Origin of the sequence: Occallatibacter sp., assembly GCF_049582745.1 — a bacterium.
Lineage (GTDB): Bacteria > Acidobacteriota > Terriglobia > Terriglobales > Acidobacteriaceae > Telmatobacter.
Window position 1 is genome coordinate 253,546 of sequence record NZ_JBAUUO010000074.1, and the last position, 16,885, is coordinate 270,430.

Below are 16,885 nucleotides of genomic sequence, written 5' to 3' on the forward strand. Positions count from 1 at the left end.
CGCCCGCGACGACTTGAAGCTTAAGTTTTCCTTAAGAATCTCTCTAAATAAGTGTCTTGCCTGGTTCCACTTAGCGCACCTCATCCTGTTCGCAAAAATGGGTTCACAGTTTGGCACCAACTCTCAACCTTTTGCGTGGCTGGCTCGTCTACCGAGACAGATAACGATTACAGCGCAGCGACTCGGCTGGGGATGCGCGGAGAGATAGATGAAAAGCGGGAACTGGAATCGATGTGCTGTCGCGATGGGGCGTCTGTTGCTTCTCGTCGCTTTGGCGGCGGCGTGCAACAAGCTCAATGCGCAGGCCCCGGCGCGGTTTGTGGGTACGATCACGGCGTCCAGCGGGAACACCATCACGGTGAAGACCGATGCCGGCGACTCAAAGCAGGTGGAGGTCCCCTCAACCGCGGTCATCAAGCGGCTGGAGCCGGGACAGAAAGACCTGAGCGCGGCGGCGACGATCCAGTTGACCGACCTTGCCGCCGGCGATCGCGTGCTTGTGAAGCTTGATCCAAATAGTGCGACTCCGCAGGCACTTCAGATCGTAGCGATGAAGAAGACAGACATCGCGCAGCGGCAGCAAAAGGAAGAGGAAGAGTGGCAGCGCAATGGAACGGGCGGCCTGGTGAAGAGCGTTGATCCCGCATCGGGCGTCGTTCTATTGACGACCGGCGCAGGGCCCACCGCCAAGACCGTTACAGTTCGCGTCGGCAAAGACGCGGTCCTTAAGCGCTACGCGTCGAACTCGGTTCATTTCGCGGACGCGCAGCCCGCGCCATTAAGCGCGATTCACCCGGGCGACCAGTTCCAGGTGCTCGGCAAGAAGAACGCAGACGGAACAGAGATCACGGCCGCGCAGGTAGTTTCGGGCAGCTTCAGAAATGTTTCAGGATTAGTGACCGCGATCGATACAAGCGCATCCACTTTGACGGTGAAGGATCTGGCGACGAAGAAGAGCGTCACGGTGCACATTACGCCGGATGCGGATATGCGCCGCTTGCCGGACATGATGGCAAGGATGATTGCAGCCCGATTAAAGGGAGGAGTGCCGTCGGCCGGCGGCGCCACAATGGCGGCTCGTCCGCAGAGCGGCGGCGCGCAAGGCGGGTATGAACAGAACGGTGGAATGGGAGCAGGACAGGGCCGCCGTACCGGTGGCGGAATGTCGCAGATTCTGGATCGGGCACCCGCCGTACAACTCGGCGATTTGAAGAAGGGTGAAGCGGTGATGCTTGTGTCTACCGAAGGCGCCAACGATGTAACCGCAATCAAGTTGCTGGCCGGGGTTGAGCCTCTGCTTGAGAGCCCCGACGCATCCCGCGACCTGCTCGCCAACTGGAGCATGGGTTCGGGTGGCGGCGGCGAAGACGCGGGAACACAATAGGCAGTTTTGCTATCAGCAGAAATCGAGTGAGGAATACGTGTATTCAAGACATCATTGTTTTTTTCATTTCCTTCATTTTTTGATGGCGTTGGCCTTTGGTTTGGCGAGCCTGGCTGCGCATGCGCAGTCGGCGCCAGGCGCAACGGGAACGATTCACGGCCACATCGCCGACCAGACCGGCGCGCTGATTCCCGGCGCCAAAGTGACTGTAACCACGACCAGCGGAGAGACGGTTGGCGCCGCTACGGCCGACGCAAGCGGAGCTTACGAGATCACGGGGCTCGCTGCCGGCAGTTATATCGTGAATGCGGATTATTCCGGATTCGCGGCCTTCAAGTCGCAGGCCATTCCGGTGGCGGCGGGTCAAGTCAAACGCGTCGACATCGCCATGGCAATTGAAGTAGCGCAGCAAAGCGTCACCGTCAGCGATGAAACGCCAACGGTGAGCGTGGAAGCAGGCGCGAATGCCAGTTCCCTCGTCTTGAAAGACAAGGATCTGGATGCGCTCTCCGACGATCCCGATGAGCTCTCAAACGAACTCACGGCGCTTGCTGGTCCGTCGGCTGGACCGAACGGCGGCCAGATCTATATCGACGGCTTTACCGGCGGCCAGCTTCCCCCCAAGTCGGCCATTCGCGAAATTCGCATCAATCAGAACCCATTCTCGGCGGAGTTCGATCGATTGGGATACGGCCGCATCGAAATCCTCACCAAGCCCGGCACCGACAAGCTGCACGGCCAGGTGTTCCTGATGGGCAACGACAGCGCAACCAATACAGGCAGTCCGTTTTTGCCCAACGTTCCTCCGTACTACCGGATCCAATACAACGGAACCATCAGCGGCGCATTGAACAAGACCTCTTCGTTTTTCATGAGCATGGAGCAGCGCGATAACCACGACGAGGCCATCTACAATTACATCCCGGCCGTCCAGGATCCAATCACAGGACTTTATTCGATATCGAGCACACGCGCGTCGGGGGCGCTTTCAAATCCCCACAACCACATCAACGTGTCCCCGCGTATCGATCTGCAACTGGGACAAAAGAACACGCTCACGCTGCGGTATCAGTGGTTTTACGATTCCGAGTCCGGCGACATCGGTTCCACCGAGCTTCCCTCGCAATCGGTCACTACGACAAGAACCGACCATTCGTTCCAGTTGAGCGATTCGCAGATCATCAATGACCACGTTGTCAACGAGACACGCTTCGAATACCGGCGGGCACTCGATTCGACTTCTCCGGTCAGCACACTGCCCACGCTCAAGGTCGCCGGCGACTTTACCGGCGGCGGCTCCTCTGAGCAGTCTTCCAACGATCACCAGGATCACCTGGAGTTACAAAACTACACCACGATGACCGCGGGAATGCAGACCATCAAGTTCGGCGCGTGGCTGCGCGACAATCGCGATGCCAACGCTTCATTCGCAAATCGGAATGGGTCGCTGGTCTTCTCGCAAAAGGGCTACGTGGACGCGCTGAATGCGCTGGCGCAGGGCCAGAGCCTGACGACGCTGCCGCCAGGCGACTTTGTAAACCTGAGCGTGACCGCCGGACGCACAGCCTACACATCGAACTTGTTCGACGGATCGCTGTTTTTCCAGGACGATTGGAAAGTCAATCCGCGTCTCACATTGTCGGGAGGTTTGCGCTGGGAGACACAGAACCATATTTCCAACCACAGCGACTGGGCTCCGCGCGTTGCCTTTGCCTACGCGCTCGACGCCAAGGGGAAGAAGCCTGCCAAAACGGTAGTGCGCGCCGGCTTCGGCATCTTCTACGATCGCCTTCCCCTGGGCAGTCTTCTGGCAGCAACCGAGAAAGGCGCGAATTCCGGACAGGTGCAGACCTCGATCGATTCTCCGGCATGCCTCAGCGGCAGCGATCTCAACAATCTGGATTTCTCCGCCTGCAAGGCCGCGGCGCCCTACGCGCCAACGCCCGACACCACGCTGGTGCAGATCGCGCCCAACTATCACTCGCCTTACACGGAGCAGTTGGGCGCCAGCCTCGAACGCCAGGTCACCAAGACGGTGACGATGACCGGCACCTATCTTCATTCCTTCGGCGTGCATCAGATGGTGACGCGCGACGCCAACCCGTACACGCCCCTGCCGGGCACGACGTTCTACAACAGCTCTACCGGTCCACGGTTGAACCCGAGCCTGGGCATTGTCGAAGAGTATTATCCCGAAGCAATCTTCAAAGAGAATCAGATGATTCTCAATGTGAATGCCCGCATCTCGCCGAAGCTGGGATTCTTCGGCTTTTACAATCTCTCGTTTGCCAATACCGACGGAGCCGGCGGAAATGCATCGAATTCCTTTAACCTGAGCCAGGACTACGGCCGCGCCGGTTTCGTTTCGCGGAACATGATATTCGTCATGGGCAATTACACCGGTCCATGGAACCTCCGGTTCAATCCATTCCTGATTGCCCACACCGGCCGTCCTTACAACATCCTCTCCAGCAACGATCAGACCGGCGATCAGTTTCTCAACAACCGCCCATCCTACGCCGATGCCTCGCTGTGCACCGCGGGCAGCGAGCAATACTTCCAGACGCAATTTGGTTGTCTGAACGCAGACCCCGGTCAGGGTGATTCTCTTGTCCCGATGAATCTGGGAACCAGTCCGTCGAGTGTCGCCCTCAACCTGCGCTTGAGCAAGACAATCGGCGTTGGACCCAAAACCGAGTCGGCAGGCGGAGTTGCCGACGGCGGCCCCCATGGAGGTCCTGGCGGCGGCCCTCATGGTGGTGGTCGCGGCGGTGGCCCTGGCGGCGGACTTGGGCCCGGCGGTCTCGGCGGCGGCGGTGGCCCGGGCGGCATGATGGGACCGGCAGGAACTGGGCGCAAGTTCAACCTGACGTTCAGCGCGCAGGCACTCAACCTTTTCAACAACATCAACTACGGAACTCCGATCGGCACGCTGGGATCAAGCGAGTTCGGCCGTTCAACAGGCCTGGCGAGCGGTCCCTTCTCCGGTCCAGGCGGCTCGACCTCAAGACGCGTCTTCTTTCAGGCCGTCTTCGCGTTCTAGTTGCGAAGCATCAACAAAGGCCGGAGCGTTTGCTCCGGCCTTTTCAATTTCGCGAGCAAGTACCTAACGCGTCTCGCCGAGCAGACGCGCATAGAGCGCCTCCCATTCCGAGGCTTTTGCATTCATGTCAAAGTGCCGGCAAATTCGGTCGCGAGCGGCATTGCCGATGGCGTTGCGTTCTTCCGGCGAGATGCGCATCGCGCGGATCATCGCCTCGGCAAGCGCTTCGGCGTTATTTGACGGAATCATCGTCCCGGCATCACCGACCAGTTCGCGCACGCCCCCCACATCCGTTGCCACCACTGGTTTCTCCATTGCCATAGCTTCGCCCACCACCAGCGGCACGCCCTCCCATGCGGAACTCAGCACAAACGCGTCAGCGTCGTCGAAAACGGCGGGCATGTCCTGGCACAAGCCGAGCCAATCGATGTGGTTCGCGAGTCCTAGCTCGACGGCGAGTTCGCGCATACGCTCTTCTTCCCGATTGCCGCCTTCGCCGGCCACCCACAGGCGCGAGTGAGGAAAAACTGCGTGAACCCGCGCAAATGCTCGCAACAAATTCGGATAATTCTTCGCTGCAGCGATCCTGCCCGCGGCGAGCCAGATGAAATCGCTGCCTGCATTCCGTTCCGATCGCATCGCATCTCTGCGACCGGAATCCTTCGCGAAGAGCGCTGTATCGATTCCATTCGTAACGACGGAGCATTTGCTCGGCGCTACAACACCCGATTCAATGCAGCGAACTGCCACCGCGCGACTGACCGCCGTGGTATGGATCGCCAGGCCGTCCGTGATCCTGTATGCGAAAGTGCGATGGCGGCCCCCTTCATACACGTTGTGAATCGTGGAAAGAGTCCTCGGCGATGCCCCCCAGACCCGAAACAAGCGTCCAGCCATGTTGGCATGAAATGTGTGGCTGTGCACGAGGTCGGGCCGAAAATCGAGCAGAACGCGCCTGCCACGGAGCGCGCCGCTCAAAACGCCCGCAACGCTCCTGCTCATGCCAAGGTAAACCACGCGAACATTGGTCGGCCATACATGCTCTACACAATGCCGAAGCACGATCAGCAGAACCTCGTGTCCTCGTGAGGCCATGCGTTCCGCCAGTGCGACGACCTGCCGTTCGGCGCCCCCGATGCCGAGCGAGGTAAGCATGTAGGCAATGCGCATGATCTCCTGCGTCCACTCACGGATGAAACAAGAGATGATAGCGCGGCGCGGTCACGCAGTCGTGTGCGCGGGCGCACCACGTGTGCCGACCCATCGTTTCAGTACCGTATCTACCGCAAAGAAGCCCGGTCCCAGAATCAGGATCAGCAGTGCGGCGAACCAGTACGTGTAGGGCGAAGCTCCGTAGAAGTCATCCGGCTTTGAGAGGATGTGGAAGAAGTTCACGCGATCGTCTGGGACGCTGAGATAGGCCATCGTCATGTTGACCCACAGAACCAGCGACGTCAGACGCGACGCAATGCCGAAAGTAAACAGGAATCCGCCGCAGAGCTCGATCAGCGCAACCGCCAGGGCGGTCATGTGCGGCGTCGGAAGGTTGAGGCTGGAAAAGAATTCCGTGACTTTATCGAGATGCGTCAGCTTGCCCCAGCCGTCCTGCATGAACTGGTAGCCCCAGTAGAGGCGTATCGCCAGTAGCAGCGGGCTCTGCAGCCGGTTCAGGATTGAAGCAAATCCATTGTAAGTTTTTGTTGCGGCGTTCACGATGTTGCTCATGTTTCCCTTTCAAATCTCGCAGGGGGAATCAAGCCCCTGCAGCTATCTGGACCTCCGGCGAGGCGGCACAAATCACCCAACCACAAAAGCTGTCGAACGGCGAACCCACCGCTCACTCAATCGGCACTCCCTTGAAGACCGTGACCGCCGAGCCCTCGGCAAGGAACGCTGAATCGGGGGTTCTCTCTAAAACCTCTGCAAACTGCGCGCCATAATACTTTCCCGCATTCCCTGTGAACTGAGCTTGTTTTGCGTCCCTCACTTTCCATTGCGGATGCTCCACTTGGTACTCCAGCGTACGGCCGGTTCTTTGCGCGGCATATCCCCAGTAGTGCTCGGTGATGAACTGGCTCAGCGAACCCTCGCGCGGGAGGTAGCTGTCTCCAACCGTCTCGGCAGAGATCATGCCGCGGCCCGAGCCCGATCCCCACGAGAATTCGGCAGTTGTCCTGCCGCCGCTTTTCTCGATGTAATGCGTCATCTTCGCGCACGAGTAGCGCTCGCCATAGACAAATCGCGCTATCGCCGCCACCGCATATTTCGGCACCAGCTCGCTGATGAAGACCACGCCTCGCCTTTCCAGCCGTCGCACATAGGACCGCAGGTTGACTTCTTCGAAGGACTGGTGGAATGGAATGGCTGTCCCCAACACCCGCGTCTTGTTGAATTCGAAACCGATGAGGCTGACATACGTTTTGCCGTCAAATTGATCCAGCTCGGTTCCTGCCGGAACGTAGCCCTGCAACAGCGCCGGATCGACAGCGTAGTTCAGCATCAGCAGGTTCTTCCATTCTGCCGTCAGGAACGTGCGTTGCCGGGCCATGGTCATTCCACTCTTAAGACAATCTGCGCCAAAGGTGCGTTACAGGGAATTTGGCGGAGCGTCCGCATTCAGGAATGTAGCTGCTCGATGTCAGGCGCGCATATCCAGCCAAGTTCCGACCAGCTCGTGAACCATTGCCCGACCAGTTGTGGCCGTCTTCCGCTGGGCACACGCGAACTGGTTACACCCGTCTCGATGGCTTGCGCAAGCGGCATGCCGTCCTGGATGGCAGAGAGTGTCAGAAACTCATCGCGCCGAATGCGCAGATAGTAGACCGAAAAACCCACGCGGTGCGCCGCAAGCCAGGTGGCCCTGTGCCTGAGGGGCGGCAGTTTCGCGGGAGCCTGTTCTTCCTCTTCATGGCGAACGCCCGCTTCACTCGTCTGGCGCTTTTCGTTCTTGTGAAGATTGAGCACGAGTTCGTCGACAGGGAAATCCAGTGCGACCAGCCGCAGATGCGGCTGCAGCGAAAGGCGCGAGTCGCCGTCGAGGGTAGAAATTTGTTCCAGGGTAAGCGGCTCTCGCTCCGCGCCGTCAAAGGCTTCCACAAATGCCCACTCGATCCGGGCGACGTCTTCAGCAAGGCGCGCACGCCTGCCGGCAAAATGCGGGTTTTTCTTGAGCCATTCCGCCAGATGGGAGCCAAGATTGCGCAGTGAAAACGAGCGGCTCGGATGCTCGGAGAGATATGCCACCGACATCGCTTCGAAAGCGCGGGCGCCAATCACCGAACGCAGCGCCGGAAAATCTTCAGCCAGCGCGCCAAGCACACGGTACCAGTATTGGCGGTTATAAATCTCCAGCCGCTCAAACGAACTGAGCCGGCTGTTTGGTGCAATGAAGGATGTGGCCACCTGGTCCATGGGGCGGCCATCGGGCGATTCCCGGCGCATGTTCTCATCGGCGGTCAGCGGCATCATCACGGCGCGCGCCATTTCGCGCTGTAGTTGGGCGAGGCTCATGGCCTGTGCGTTCATCGAGCCGCCTCCACATGCGCTTCCCATGCCTCGGGATCATGTTCAGTTGGGGCTACCGTGCTTTCCGCATTCGCAACTTTGTGCAGGTAACGATTGGCCTTCAACGCTTCCGCATGCACCTCATCGAAGCTCGGGATGTGGTCGTCCCATTCCAGCAGCGTCGGCGTGGGGCCGCAGCGCTCGATCGCCCGTGCATACAGCTTCCACACCGGATCGATCACCGGATGGTCGTGTGTGTCGAGGATATATTTTTCGTACTTGGAATGCCCGGCAATGTGAATCTGCGCCACGCGATGCGCCGCTACGGCATTCACATACACCATTGGATCGAATTCGTGATTTACCGAAGAGACGTAGATGTTGTTCACGTCGAGCAGGATGCCGCAGTCCGCGCGCTCCGCCACTTCGTTCAGGAACTCCCACTCCGTCATCCGCGAAGCGGTAAAGGCCGCGTAGGAACTGACATTCTCAACGGCAACGGGAATTTCAAGGTAGTCCTGCACCTTGCGAACACGTTCGGCGGTCCGCGCCACAGCTTCCCAGGTGTAGGGCAGGGGCAGCAGATCGTGCGTGTAAGTTCCGTCGACCGAGCCCCAGCAAAGGTGATCGCTCAGCCACGGAGTGCCGGTGCGACGTACAAGAGTCTTGAGCCGCTTGAGATGTTCCGGATCGGGTTCAGTCACCGAGCCGAAGTACATCGAAACGCCATGCTGCACTACCCGATAGCGCTCGAGTATCTGATCGAGCATGGCCAGCGGCCGACCGCCGTCGATCATGAAATTCTCGGAGATGATCTCAAACCAGTCGACCACCGGCTTGCGCGAAAAAATATGCTGGTAATGCGGAATGCGCAAACCGATTCCGACGCCGTGGTTCGAAAATGCGTTGAAGCGATTTGGAGGCATAAGCGCAGGGATCAGGGAGAGGTGGTCAGTTGTCAGATTTAATTAAACAACGAGCAGGCGATCAGTCGCCAGCGGTCAGAATCCATTCGCGCCCATGCAATTGCTGCATGGACGACGCCCGAACTGAACACTGACGACTGATCTCTTGCGTTAAACGAACTTCGGCATCTTGGAGCCGTCGGTGGCGCAGCCGCCCTTGCCCTTGCAGCTGTTCTTGGCCTTGCAGCCGTTGTCGCTGGACTTGCAGCCGCCCTGTCCCTTGCAATCGTTCTTGCCTTTACAGGAGTGCTTGGGTGGCTTGTCGGCATTGGTATAGCGCAGTCCGGCCTTGGCTGCCTTGACCGTCGGGTTGTTGGCGTTCGAGCTTGTGGTGGCCGCGTGAGCCGCGACGGTTCCACCCATCAGACCGGTGAGAGCAGCGGTGAGCAGCATTGCACTGAATTGGTTCTTCATGTGAGATTGACCTCGCTGGGGGTTGGGGCGGGGAAGCCGCAGTTTTTATTGCCATGCGGCGTCTGGCCGAAAGCGCAGATGCCGCACAATCCGTTGCACGCACTCTATGAGTGCAGGCATGCGCGAAAGGTTACAAGGAAAGGGGCCAGATTGAAAATGAAAATCTTCGCCCCGGCTCCCTCCTCCAATGAACGGGCTGGATGGATGTTTGGATTGGCCCCTGGGTCCGTGTTGCTTTAGTCTGAGAATTGCGCGCGTCGAATGGGTGTTAACGTTTCCCCATAACGATCCCGGGTTTGAGGTTAATTCAATGCAGATTCAGGAACAACAACAGCATTCCCCAAGCGCCGATTCCGAGTCGTCCGGCTTCTTCCTCGGCCTAAGGCAGTTGCGGACAATTGGCTGGACGAGTGCCATGTTCGCGGTGCTCCAGAGCCTGTGTACCGCCGTTCTGACTATCAGCGGGATTCGCGTGGCCATCGGACTCTCAGCACTCGCCGCGGCCAGCGGAATCTATGCTCCAGCAACAGGCTGGCACCAGGACGCCATTCGCATCCCGATGTTGATTGTGGCCACCCTTGGAGCGGTGGTGAATCTCGCTGTCCTCGCCTGGATTCGCCACCTGCGCAATCGCCCTTCCGCGCAATGGCGGCGCCGCGAACTGACCCCGAAGGAAAAACGCTCTGAACGGCTCCAGGTCGCCCTCGCGATCATTACGCTGCTTCTGGTCGGCCTTGAGACATGGACGCACCCCATGGTTCATCGCAAGGGACCTCCGCCGCCGTGCCGAATTGCCGGCACCTGCTGAATCCCTGCCGCCTCACCCGCCTGGTGCTTCCAGTTCCCTGTCGATCCGCGCATGCAGCCTTTCGCTGAAACCGGCAGGCAGTTCGAAGACGCGATCGTCTGCCACGAGGATGACCACATTGCGCGTGGAATCGAGCACCGCCGAGCAAATCTCGCAGGTTTCGAGATGGCGATCGATGTCGGCACGCAGAGACGCATCCACCTCGCCGTCGATGTAGGCGGAGATGTGTTCCCAAACGTGTTTGCAGTCGATCCTCATGCGCGGCCTCCAAACCAGCCCTTGCGTTTGGGGGCATATCCTTTCAATTGTGGAGCCAGGCGACGCTGCAAGAGGGCGCGAGCCCGGTGCAGGCGAACTTTTACGGCTGCCTCGCTGATCTCCAGTGCCGCTGCCGTCTGGCGGATATCCATCTCTTCGATGTCTCTGAGCAGCACGACGTTACGGTAAATCTCGGGCAGCCCCTCGATGGCCTGGCGCAGGATCGCTCCCAGTTCTTTCTGCTCCAAGGCTTCGGCTGGGATCTCCTTCCAACTGGTCAGGATCGCCGGAGTGTAGTCGCCACTCGATTCATCGGTCTCTGCATCGAGGGAGTCTTCGCGGCGGCTGCCGATCTTGCGCAGCCTTCCCAGTCCTTCATTGCGGGCAATTGACAACACCCAGGTCCGGAACTGCGCGTCGCCGCGAAACTTGCTGAGATTCTGATAGACCTTGATCACCGTCTCCTGCGCGGCATCTTCCGCGTCGGTTTCATTCTTGAGCAGAGAGAGGAGCAGAAAGTAAATGGAGCGCTCGCAGGGCCGGATCAGGTCATGAAACAGGTGCTTTTCGCCGGCAAGAATCCTGCGGATGCACTCGGTTTCGAATTCCGGGTTTGGCAAGGTCATCCCTGAGCGCCATCCGGCGATGAGTCCGCATTTTCACGGCTGGCAGAGCCACTATAGCGTGTCACGCCGGTGTTGCGCCAACCCGCTAAATCGTTTAAATGACAACGTTAAGTTTTTGCCATTCGGCAAGATTCTTATATAAAATTTACCGGCTCGTATGTACAATCGCGACGAGGACAACACTCAGAGGACACACATGGCCGGAGATATTCAACTTACGTGCAGCGACTGTGGACAGGATTTTACGTTCACCGCTGCGGATCAGGCGTTCTTTCAGGAACGCGGTTATTCGACCCCCAAACGCTGCAAGCCTTGCCGTCAGGCAAAGAAGAGCGAACAAGGTGGGGGAGGCTCCGGGTATCGTCCGGCACCATCCCATGGAACACCTGTCATCTGCTCCGGCTGTGGCCAGCCCACCACTGTTCCATTTGAACCCCGCGGCGATCGTCCGGTATTTTGCCGGGACTGCTACCAGGCACGTAAAGGCAGCAGCAGCGGCGCGCGCTCGGGACGCTATTAGGGTGCATCGGCTGGGGTGGCCCGTACGGCACCCTGCCGAAGTTCCTCTGACGCAAGACAACGCACGCTGAGACACACTGCAAACCGCCGATTCGGCCCCGGCCGCCTCCGCAGTTTCGTGAAAAGCGATTCTATGCCTTTCGGCGACGTGACACGTCTAAACTCCTGCAATGAAATCTTTCCGCTCCCTTCCAATGATTTTCTTGATCGCAACAACCTGCATGCAGACAGGGCTGGGCGCGGATTCATTGGCATCAATTGCTCGACAAGCCGCGCAGAGCGAGGCCGGATGCACATTGCGCATTCACGTTGATGGACTGCGTAATTCAACCGGCGTGGTGGGCGCCGCGATTTTCAAATCGGCCAGCGGCTGGCCTGAAGATATGGAAAAGGCCTTTCGTCATTGGCCCACGCCCATTGCTGCCGGAGCACGCCAAGCCACCGCTGTGACAGATAACCTGCCCCAGGGCGATTATGGCGTGGTCGCGATTCACGACGAAAACAAGAATCACAAACTGGACCGGAATTTCATCGGCATCCCTAAAGAGGGCTTCGGGTTTGCAAACCATCCGCACGTCGGGTTGAGCGCACCGTCTTTCGCGGCTGCGATCGTTCACGTCACGTGCCCGGCGACCGAGATCACGATCCACATGATTTATAAATAGCCTCAGCCAATGCCCCGTTTTGAAGGGTAGCTTCAGCCCGTACGTGAACCTCGCATGATGAACGTGGGCTCAGCCCCTGAGGGGAATCTTCCTTACTTGAACGAGTTCTTTTCAGCAAGCTCTAAAAGTCAAAAACCAGTGTTTTGCCACAGGCTGTCAGGGCTTTTCGCCTGCCGCAAACTTCGTCCACGGACCGGCCTTCATATCCTTGAGAATCGGCTTCAGGTAATCGAACTGGGGATGCGCCGCAAAGAACGGAGCGGCCAGGAAGTCTTCTCCGCACGGATGCCCCGCACGCGCAATCAGCGAGAGATCTGCAGCGAGATCCGAGTCCGTCACCTTTCCTGTAACCGCACCATCGGGATAGTACGGCGGATCGCCCCATTCTGGAACGCCATTGGGATCGACATCAATGTGGCCGCAGAGGGTGCGCGCATCCGGACTCACCTTGCCGGTGAAGCTGTCGTCGTGGTTCGCCAGGAACTGCTCAGCAAGGTCGACATCGATCTTGCCTTTGCTCGCAGCAATCTTCCGCTCCCAGGTCACATGCCGCGCGTTCATTGACGACGACTTGTTGGACGAATCAAAACCATCCGTCTCCTGCTTGATCAGCGCCGGATCGCGCGGGAAGTTCGAACTGATGAAGTATCCGTCCTTTGTCCGCCATAGCGGAGTATTCTTCAACCCCAGTTCGAGATATGCGACTTCGCCTGTCTTGCGGTCGGCCACCAGCCAGTCATTGGCATAGCCGCCGTTGTTGCCCTCTTTGATGATGGAGACATACTCATCAATTGTGCTCGCATATTGCATGGCCTTGCGCGAGCGCACAAACTCCGGCACGCCGTCAGGATTCCATCCAATGAATTGCGTGATCGTTGTCTCGGTGATGATGAGACCCGCATCGTTCACGCCAAAGTCGTCCTGGCTTGTGATGACGCCCGGTTCCCCATCCATCACCATGCGGTGGCCGTGCTCGGGCTTGATGTCGAACATCACCGTCCAGCGTTCGCCATCGGCGTAACTCGACCAGTTGTTATGCGCAACAACGATCTTGCCGCCCTTGGTGTAGCTGCCCGTTGCGATGAAGGCGGAGCAGTGACCCTCCGGACGAATCAGCGGTGCATTCATCGCGTGCTCGCTCTTGTTGAGCCATGGTACGTAATAATCCGGAAGCTCGATGCCGCCGTTGAGGGCAACGATATCCCACACGTCGAGCTTCATTCCCTTCGATTGCACGCCTTTTGCAATGCCTGTCAGCTCCTGCTGGTATTCGGCGCCGATATGCGGCCAGAGCATCTTGCGGCCGGCGTCGCGATAGAAATTCCAGTCGCGCCTGGTATCGTGCTTCGACTCGATCTTCATGACGTCGATCAGGTCGGCAATTTCAGGTGCGAGCAACTGCCCGTGTTGAAACCCAATTTCTTCAGGTGTGCCTTCAAGATGGACGTACTTCCATCCGCCGCGATCGAAGCGGTAGCCGGCGCCGCTATTTTCTACAGATAGAGTGGCCGGGACGATGCGCTTTGCAAACGTCGGGACAGCAGACGCGAGAAGCATGCTGAGCAGAAAGAGAAATGAGACGCGGGGAAGCAGTCGGACCATGCGGGTTTCTCCGTATGTCGAGATTGTGCTTCGAGAATAGCAGTTTGATGTGCGGACAAGCCGGTCGCCTGCCCGCACCATTCGGGTTAGCGCTTCTTACCGGCCTTCGGCGCGGGCTTCTTCGCAACAGCTTTTGTCGGCTTCGCCGCAGCGTGCGGTTTGGCTTTGGCAGCCGGTGCAGCCTTCTTTGCCGGAACTGCCTTGTGCGCCGACTTGGCGTGTGCCTTCACCTGGGCTGCCTTGACGGCCGCTTTTGCTGGAGCTTTTGCCGCAGGCTTGGCCGCAGGTACCGGTTTCGCCGGCACAACTTTGGCTGGTGCCGCAGCCGGCTTCTTCGCTGCCGATGGGGGTGCGGCTGCCTTGGCCTTCTCAGCCTTCGGCGGCTCGGGCTTCCCTTTCGCGGCAGGCGCCGGCTTGGCGCCCGCAGCAGGCTTTGCCGCAGCCGCTGCTTTTTGACCGCCCGCTTTCCCTTTTGCCTCTTCGACCTTGTGCGCTGCCTTGTTGGGCTTTGCAGGCGGAGCATGTTTGCCGCGTCCTTTGCGCACGGGCTCTTCGTTTTCGTCGTCGCCCTCGTCGGCTTCGTCAGATTCCGATTCTTCCTCGTCGCCCAATTCTTCGTCGAGTACGTCGCCCTTGATCAGCGGCAGGCCGAGGTCGGTATCTTCCTCATCGCCGCCGCCAATGTCGTCGAGATCATCCTCATCAGCTCCGTCTTCGGCCTCATCTTCTTCGTCGAAGGACTTCTCCTTGATCTTCTCCACGTTGCGCTTCGCACGCGTACGCTTGATCGTGACCTGCGGAGGCGGAGCAGGCGGCGAATGCGGTTCGAGGAAAGCCTTGATCTCCTCCGGCGTATTCAGTCCGCCATCGATCAACTGCAAAAAGATCAGGTGAAGAATATCTTTGTACGCCGGCAGATCGGGCGTAATGCGCATCTCCTGCATCTGCGCATAGGGAATTCGCTGCCGCGCTTCAGGCCACGTCTTGAGGAAAAGCTCGTACTTCGCCTTGACCGCGTTGTCCTTGCTGGTGAAGCCCAGCCAGAGTACCGCCTCGGGATCGTGGGTGGTGAAAAGTTTGTAGCTCGCCGATGGCGTGGCATTGGCCTTGCTCAGCAGCACCTTGGCAAAGCCGCTTGCGAGCGAGTCAAGGCTGTTCCATTCCTCGACAAATCCCGGCCGGAGCAACTGCTTCTTTAGAGCCGAAACATCCTTCGGCGCCATCTTCGCCGTCAGCAACTGCATCTGTCCCGCCGACATGTCGGGGTGCACGCCCTGCATCTGTAATTGTGCGCGCAGATCGTGCAGGGCGGTCAGCTTTTCTTCATCTGCTTTGGCCGAGGTCCACGTGGCGCACAGGATTTTCATCCAGCCTTCGGCTTCAAGCGCGCGCAGCACTTTGAGTCCTTCATCCTCGTGCCCGATCTGCTCCAGTTCCTGGCTGCGGTCGTGCGCCGAGAGCAATTCGATCACGTTCTCCGCTTTCGCATTCTCGTAGCGCTGCAGTGTCCGCGGATCGAGATCCCAGCTGAGCCGCGCGATGTAGCGCGTGGCGCGAATCATCAGCACCGGCTCTTCAAGAAATCCATAATTCGAAACCAGCCGAAGCGTGCGCGCCTCGATGTCGGCGGCTCCATTCAAGGGGTCCATCAGCAGGCCGAAGGATCCCTCGTTGAGAGAAATCGCCATGGCGTTTACGGTGAAATCGCGCCGGCGGAGATCGTCCTGGATCGAAGTAAAGTGGTAGGCGGGCTTGCCGGGCTTGGGATACTCGCGGCGATGGGTGCTCACCACGTCCACGCGGACGGTTCCGGGAAAACAGAGGTAGAGCGAGCGCGATGACTCGTCTTCGCCCCAGGTTTTGGCGCCGAGCTTTTCGATGGCCTTTTTCAGTTTCAGAGCGTTGCCCTGGACCGCGACTTCAATGTCGCGCACGGCGTGGCCGCTGGTCAGATCGCGAACCGCGTCGCCGGTCAGGAAAAGGAGGTTTCCGGCTTCCCGGCACACTTCGCGCAACCGCCGCAGAGCATTCTGTTGTTCGGCCGAGAGCCTGTTCTCAAGAAGGTAAATGTAGTCGGGCATTCCGTTCCTGCTTCCACCTGCAAAACCCAAGGCAAGTCTCTGATGGCGTTATGCTTACGGCGACCGCGGCAGAGGTTGCAAACCAGTACCTTATCACAATCTTCATCGATTGACCAGCAGGAACAGCACCAGTTTTGCGACTTTTCGGGGCGCGGATGTGCATGCGCATGCGACAATCCATGCCATGGGCTCCGCTCGTAAGCCGGTGATTGTGCGCAAGTTCTCGCGCGAGTGGTATGCCGGCTATGCAGGCGCCATTTTCGGGCAGGACGCGCCTGCGCTGGAGGTCCTGGACCTGACCGGAAAGGTCCTGACCGTTGCCTGGGAGACGGTGAAGTGGGTCTGCTATGTCCGTGATTTTTCCACAAGTTCAGACCAGAACAATCCCGAGCGCCTGCTCCAGAAAAAGTTCACCGTCCGCCCCCGGGCAGCGGGCCTCTGGCTCCGCATGACCCTCAATGATGGGGATGAGTTGGAAGGCATCGCCGCCAACGACCGCTCCCTGGTCTCGGGTGCCGGACTCCTGTTGACGCCCCCGGATACGCGCTCGAATACCCAGCGCATCTACGTCCCCCGCCAGGCGATCCAGACGCTGGAGGTCGTTGGCCTCATCGGCGCAACTGGCCGGAAGCGTCGACCGGAAGCAGCCGGCGCAGAAGGCCAGCCGGAACTCTTTCCCGCTGAGCCTGACGGGGAGTAGCCCCGAGCCGGCCTCGGCTGCCGATAACCATCAAGCTCTCAGCTTCATCACTGACGAATCGCACACGACAAGCTCCGAATCCCAATCCCGGTCAAAACTCAGCACCAAAACAAGCTGTCATCCTGACGCGAAGCGGAAGGATCTGCGGTTGCTCCTTTTTCCGGCCCCGAAACTTCCCACGTGGCCACGATACTTCCAAACCCGGCGTGGGACTAAGATGTTGTCGAAGCATTTAGAACCGTTTAGGAGACCCGTGCAGTGGTTTTCTTGATCGCGCTCGTTTTCACTGTTGCGGGAATTGCTGCGATTCCCCTAA

Annotated in this window: 16 protein-coding genes; 6 read left to right on the top strand and 10 right to left on the bottom strand. The window is 58.9% G+C overall.

All coding sequences use genetic code 11. From position 1 onward, the window contains the following. The first annotated feature begins 208 nt into the window (after positions 1–208). Both WCA10_RS12925 and WCA10_RS12930 read left to right on the top strand, forming a co-directional pair. Complete coding sequence (locus WCA10_RS12925) at positions 209–1,384, top strand: hypothetical protein (RefSeq protein ID WP_472822930.1); 1,176 nt, start codon at positions 209–211, stop codon at positions 1,382–1,384. A gap of 82 nt (positions 1,385–1,466) precedes the next feature. Then, complete coding sequence (locus tag WCA10_RS12930) at positions 1,467–4,427, top strand: TonB-dependent receptor (protein WP_472822931.1); 2,961 nt, start codon at positions 1,467–1,469, stop codon at positions 4,425–4,427. Positions 4,428–4,490: 63 nt separating this feature from the next. Here the strand turns inward: WCA10_RS12930 and WCA10_RS12935 are convergent, their stop codons facing one another. The 6 genes from WCA10_RS12935 to WCA10_RS12960 form a co-directional block, all read right to left on the bottom strand. Next, positions 4,491–5,597, bottom strand: coding sequence for a glycosyltransferase (locus tag WCA10_RS12935; protein WP_472822932.1), 1,107 nt, complete (start codon positions 5,595–5,597; stop codon positions 4,491–4,493). A 51-nt stretch (positions 5,598–5,648) separates the two neighbouring features. Continuing rightward, positions 5,649–6,152: a DoxX family protein gene (locus tag WCA10_RS12940; protein ID WP_472822933.1), complete on the bottom strand. Its 504-nt coding sequence runs from the start codon at positions 6,150–6,152 to the stop codon at positions 5,649–5,651. A 112-nt stretch (positions 6,153–6,264) separates the two neighbouring features. Next, positions 6,265–6,975 carry a YqjF family protein gene (locus WCA10_RS12945; RefSeq protein WP_472822934.1) on the bottom strand — a complete coding sequence of 237 codons (711 nt, stop codon included), beginning with the start codon at positions 6,973–6,975 and terminating at the stop codon, positions 6,265–6,267. Between the two features lie 68 nt (positions 6,976–7,043). Continuing rightward, positions 7,044–7,952 carry an HvfC/BufC family peptide modification chaperone gene (locus tag WCA10_RS12950; protein WP_472822935.1) on the bottom strand — a complete coding sequence of 303 codons (909 nt, stop codon included), beginning with the start codon at positions 7,950–7,952 and terminating at the stop codon, positions 7,044–7,046. Beyond that, positions 7,949–8,857 carry an MNIO family bufferin maturase gene (bufB, locus tag WCA10_RS12955; RefSeq protein WP_472822936.1) on the bottom strand — a complete coding sequence of 303 codons (909 nt, stop codon included), beginning with the start codon at positions 8,855–8,857 and terminating at the stop codon, positions 7,949–7,951. The genes WCA10_RS12950 and bufB overlap by 4 nt, the downstream gene beginning before the upstream one ends. A gap of 150 nt (positions 8,858–9,007) precedes the next feature. Then, positions 9,008–9,310, bottom strand: coding sequence for a hypothetical protein (locus tag WCA10_RS12960; RefSeq protein WP_472822937.1), 303 nt, complete (start codon positions 9,308–9,310; stop codon positions 9,008–9,010). A gap of 310 nt (positions 9,311–9,620) precedes the next feature. Between WCA10_RS12960 and WCA10_RS12965 the strand changes: the two genes are divergently transcribed. Then, entirely contained in the window at positions 9,621–10,118 is a 498-nt protein-coding gene (locus WCA10_RS12965; RefSeq protein WP_472822938.1) for a hypothetical protein, read from the top strand. Between the two features lie 12 nt (positions 10,119–10,130). Here WCA10_RS12965 and WCA10_RS12970 read toward each other — a convergent pair whose 3' ends face one another. Beyond that, positions 10,131–10,376 (bottom strand): anti-sigma factor family protein, encoded by a 246-nt coding sequence (locus WCA10_RS12970; protein WP_472822939.1) that lies wholly within the window; start codon positions 10,374–10,376, stop codon positions 10,131–10,133. After that, on the bottom strand, positions 10,373–11,002 hold the full coding sequence (locus WCA10_RS12975; protein WP_472822940.1) for a sigma-70 family RNA polymerase sigma factor: 630 nt from the start codon (positions 11,000–11,002) through the stop codon (positions 10,373–10,375). The genes WCA10_RS12970 and WCA10_RS12975 overlap by 4 nt, the downstream gene beginning before the upstream one ends. A gap of 196 nt (positions 11,003–11,198) precedes the next feature. Here WCA10_RS12975 and WCA10_RS12980 point away from each other — a divergent pair, with 196 nt between their 5' ends. Together WCA10_RS12980 and WCA10_RS12985 are read left to right on the top strand one after the other, a co-directional pair. Then, positions 11,199–11,522: a zinc-ribbon domain containing protein gene (locus WCA10_RS12980; RefSeq protein ID WP_472799339.1), complete on the top strand. Its 324-nt coding sequence runs from the start codon at positions 11,199–11,201 to the stop codon at positions 11,520–11,522. 247 nt (positions 11,523–11,769) lie between these two features. Beyond that, positions 11,770–12,186: a DUF2141 domain-containing protein gene (locus tag WCA10_RS12985; RefSeq protein WP_472822941.1), complete on the top strand. Its 417-nt coding sequence runs from the start codon at positions 11,770–11,772 to the stop codon at positions 12,184–12,186. Between the two features lie 156 nt (positions 12,187–12,342). Here WCA10_RS12985 and WCA10_RS12990 read toward each other — a convergent pair whose 3' ends face one another. Both WCA10_RS12990 and WCA10_RS12995 read right to left on the bottom strand, forming a co-directional pair. Continuing rightward, positions 12,343–13,788: a C45 family autoproteolytic acyltransferase/hydolase gene (locus tag WCA10_RS12990; RefSeq protein ID WP_472822942.1), complete on the bottom strand. Its 1,446-nt coding sequence runs from the start codon at positions 13,786–13,788 to the stop codon at positions 12,343–12,345. Between the two features lie 86 nt (positions 13,789–13,874). Next, on the bottom strand, positions 13,875–15,869 hold the full coding sequence (locus WCA10_RS12995) for a tRNA nucleotidyltransferase/poly(A) polymerase family protein (RefSeq protein WP_472822943.1): 1,995 nt from the start codon (positions 15,867–15,869) through the stop codon (positions 13,875–13,877). 184 nt (positions 15,870–16,053) lie between these two features. Between WCA10_RS12995 and WCA10_RS13000 the strand changes: the two genes are divergently transcribed. After that, positions 16,054–16,569 (top strand): DUF6982 domain-containing protein, encoded by a 516-nt coding sequence (locus WCA10_RS13000; RefSeq protein ID WP_472822944.1) that lies wholly within the window; start codon positions 16,054–16,056, stop codon positions 16,567–16,569. The last annotated feature ends 316 nt before the right edge of the window (positions 16,570–16,885 follow it).

Coding starts and splice junctions, on each gene's coding strand:
- bufB (WP_472822936.1), bottom strand. CDS start 8,857: ATGCCTCCAAATCGCTTCAACGCATTTTCGAACCACGGCGTCGGAATC.
- WCA10_RS12970 (WP_472822939.1), bottom strand. CDS start 10,376: ATGAGGATCGACTGCAAACACGTTTGGGAACACATCTCCGCCTACATC.
- WCA10_RS12960 (WP_472822937.1), bottom strand. CDS start 9,310: ATGAAGAACCAATTCAGTGCAATGCTGCTCACCGCTGCTCTCACCGGT.
- WCA10_RS13000 (WP_472822944.1), top strand. CDS start 16,054: ATGGGCTCCGCTCGTAAGCCGGTGATTGTGCGCAAGTTCTCGCGCGAG.
- WCA10_RS12980 (WP_472799339.1), top strand. CDS start 11,199: ATGGCCGGAGATATTCAACTTACGTGCAGCGACTGTGGACAGGATTTT.
- WCA10_RS12975 (WP_472822940.1), bottom strand. CDS start 11,002: ATGACCTTGCCAAACCCGGAATTCGAAACCGAGTGCATCCGCAGGATT.
- WCA10_RS12940 (WP_472822933.1), bottom strand. CDS start 6,152: ATGAGCAACATCGTGAACGCCGCAACAAAAACTTACAATGGATTTGCT.
- WCA10_RS12925 (WP_472822930.1), top strand. CDS start 209: ATGAAAAGCGGGAACTGGAATCGATGTGCTGTCGCGATGGGGCGTCTG.
- WCA10_RS12950 (WP_472822935.1), bottom strand. CDS start 7,952: ATGAACGCACAGGCCATGAGCCTCGCCCAACTACAGCGCGAAATGGCG.
- WCA10_RS12965 (WP_472822938.1), top strand. CDS start 9,621: ATGCAGATTCAGGAACAACAACAGCATTCCCCAAGCGCCGATTCCGAG.
- WCA10_RS12995 (WP_472822943.1), bottom strand. CDS start 15,869: ATGCCCGACTACATTTACCTTCTTGAGAACAGGCTCTCGGCCGAACAA.
- WCA10_RS12935 (WP_472822932.1), bottom strand. CDS start 5,597: ATGCGCATTGCCTACATGCTTACCTCGCTCGGCATCGGGGGCGCCGAA.
- WCA10_RS12930 (WP_472822931.1), top strand. CDS start 1,467: ATGGCGTTGGCCTTTGGTTTGGCGAGCCTGGCTGCGCATGCGCAGTCG.
- WCA10_RS12945 (WP_472822934.1), bottom strand. CDS start 6,975: ATGGCCCGGCAACGCACGTTCCTGACGGCAGAATGGAAGAACCTGCTG.
- WCA10_RS12990 (WP_472822942.1), bottom strand. CDS start 13,788: ATGGTCCGACTGCTTCCCCGCGTCTCATTTCTCTTTCTGCTCAGCATG.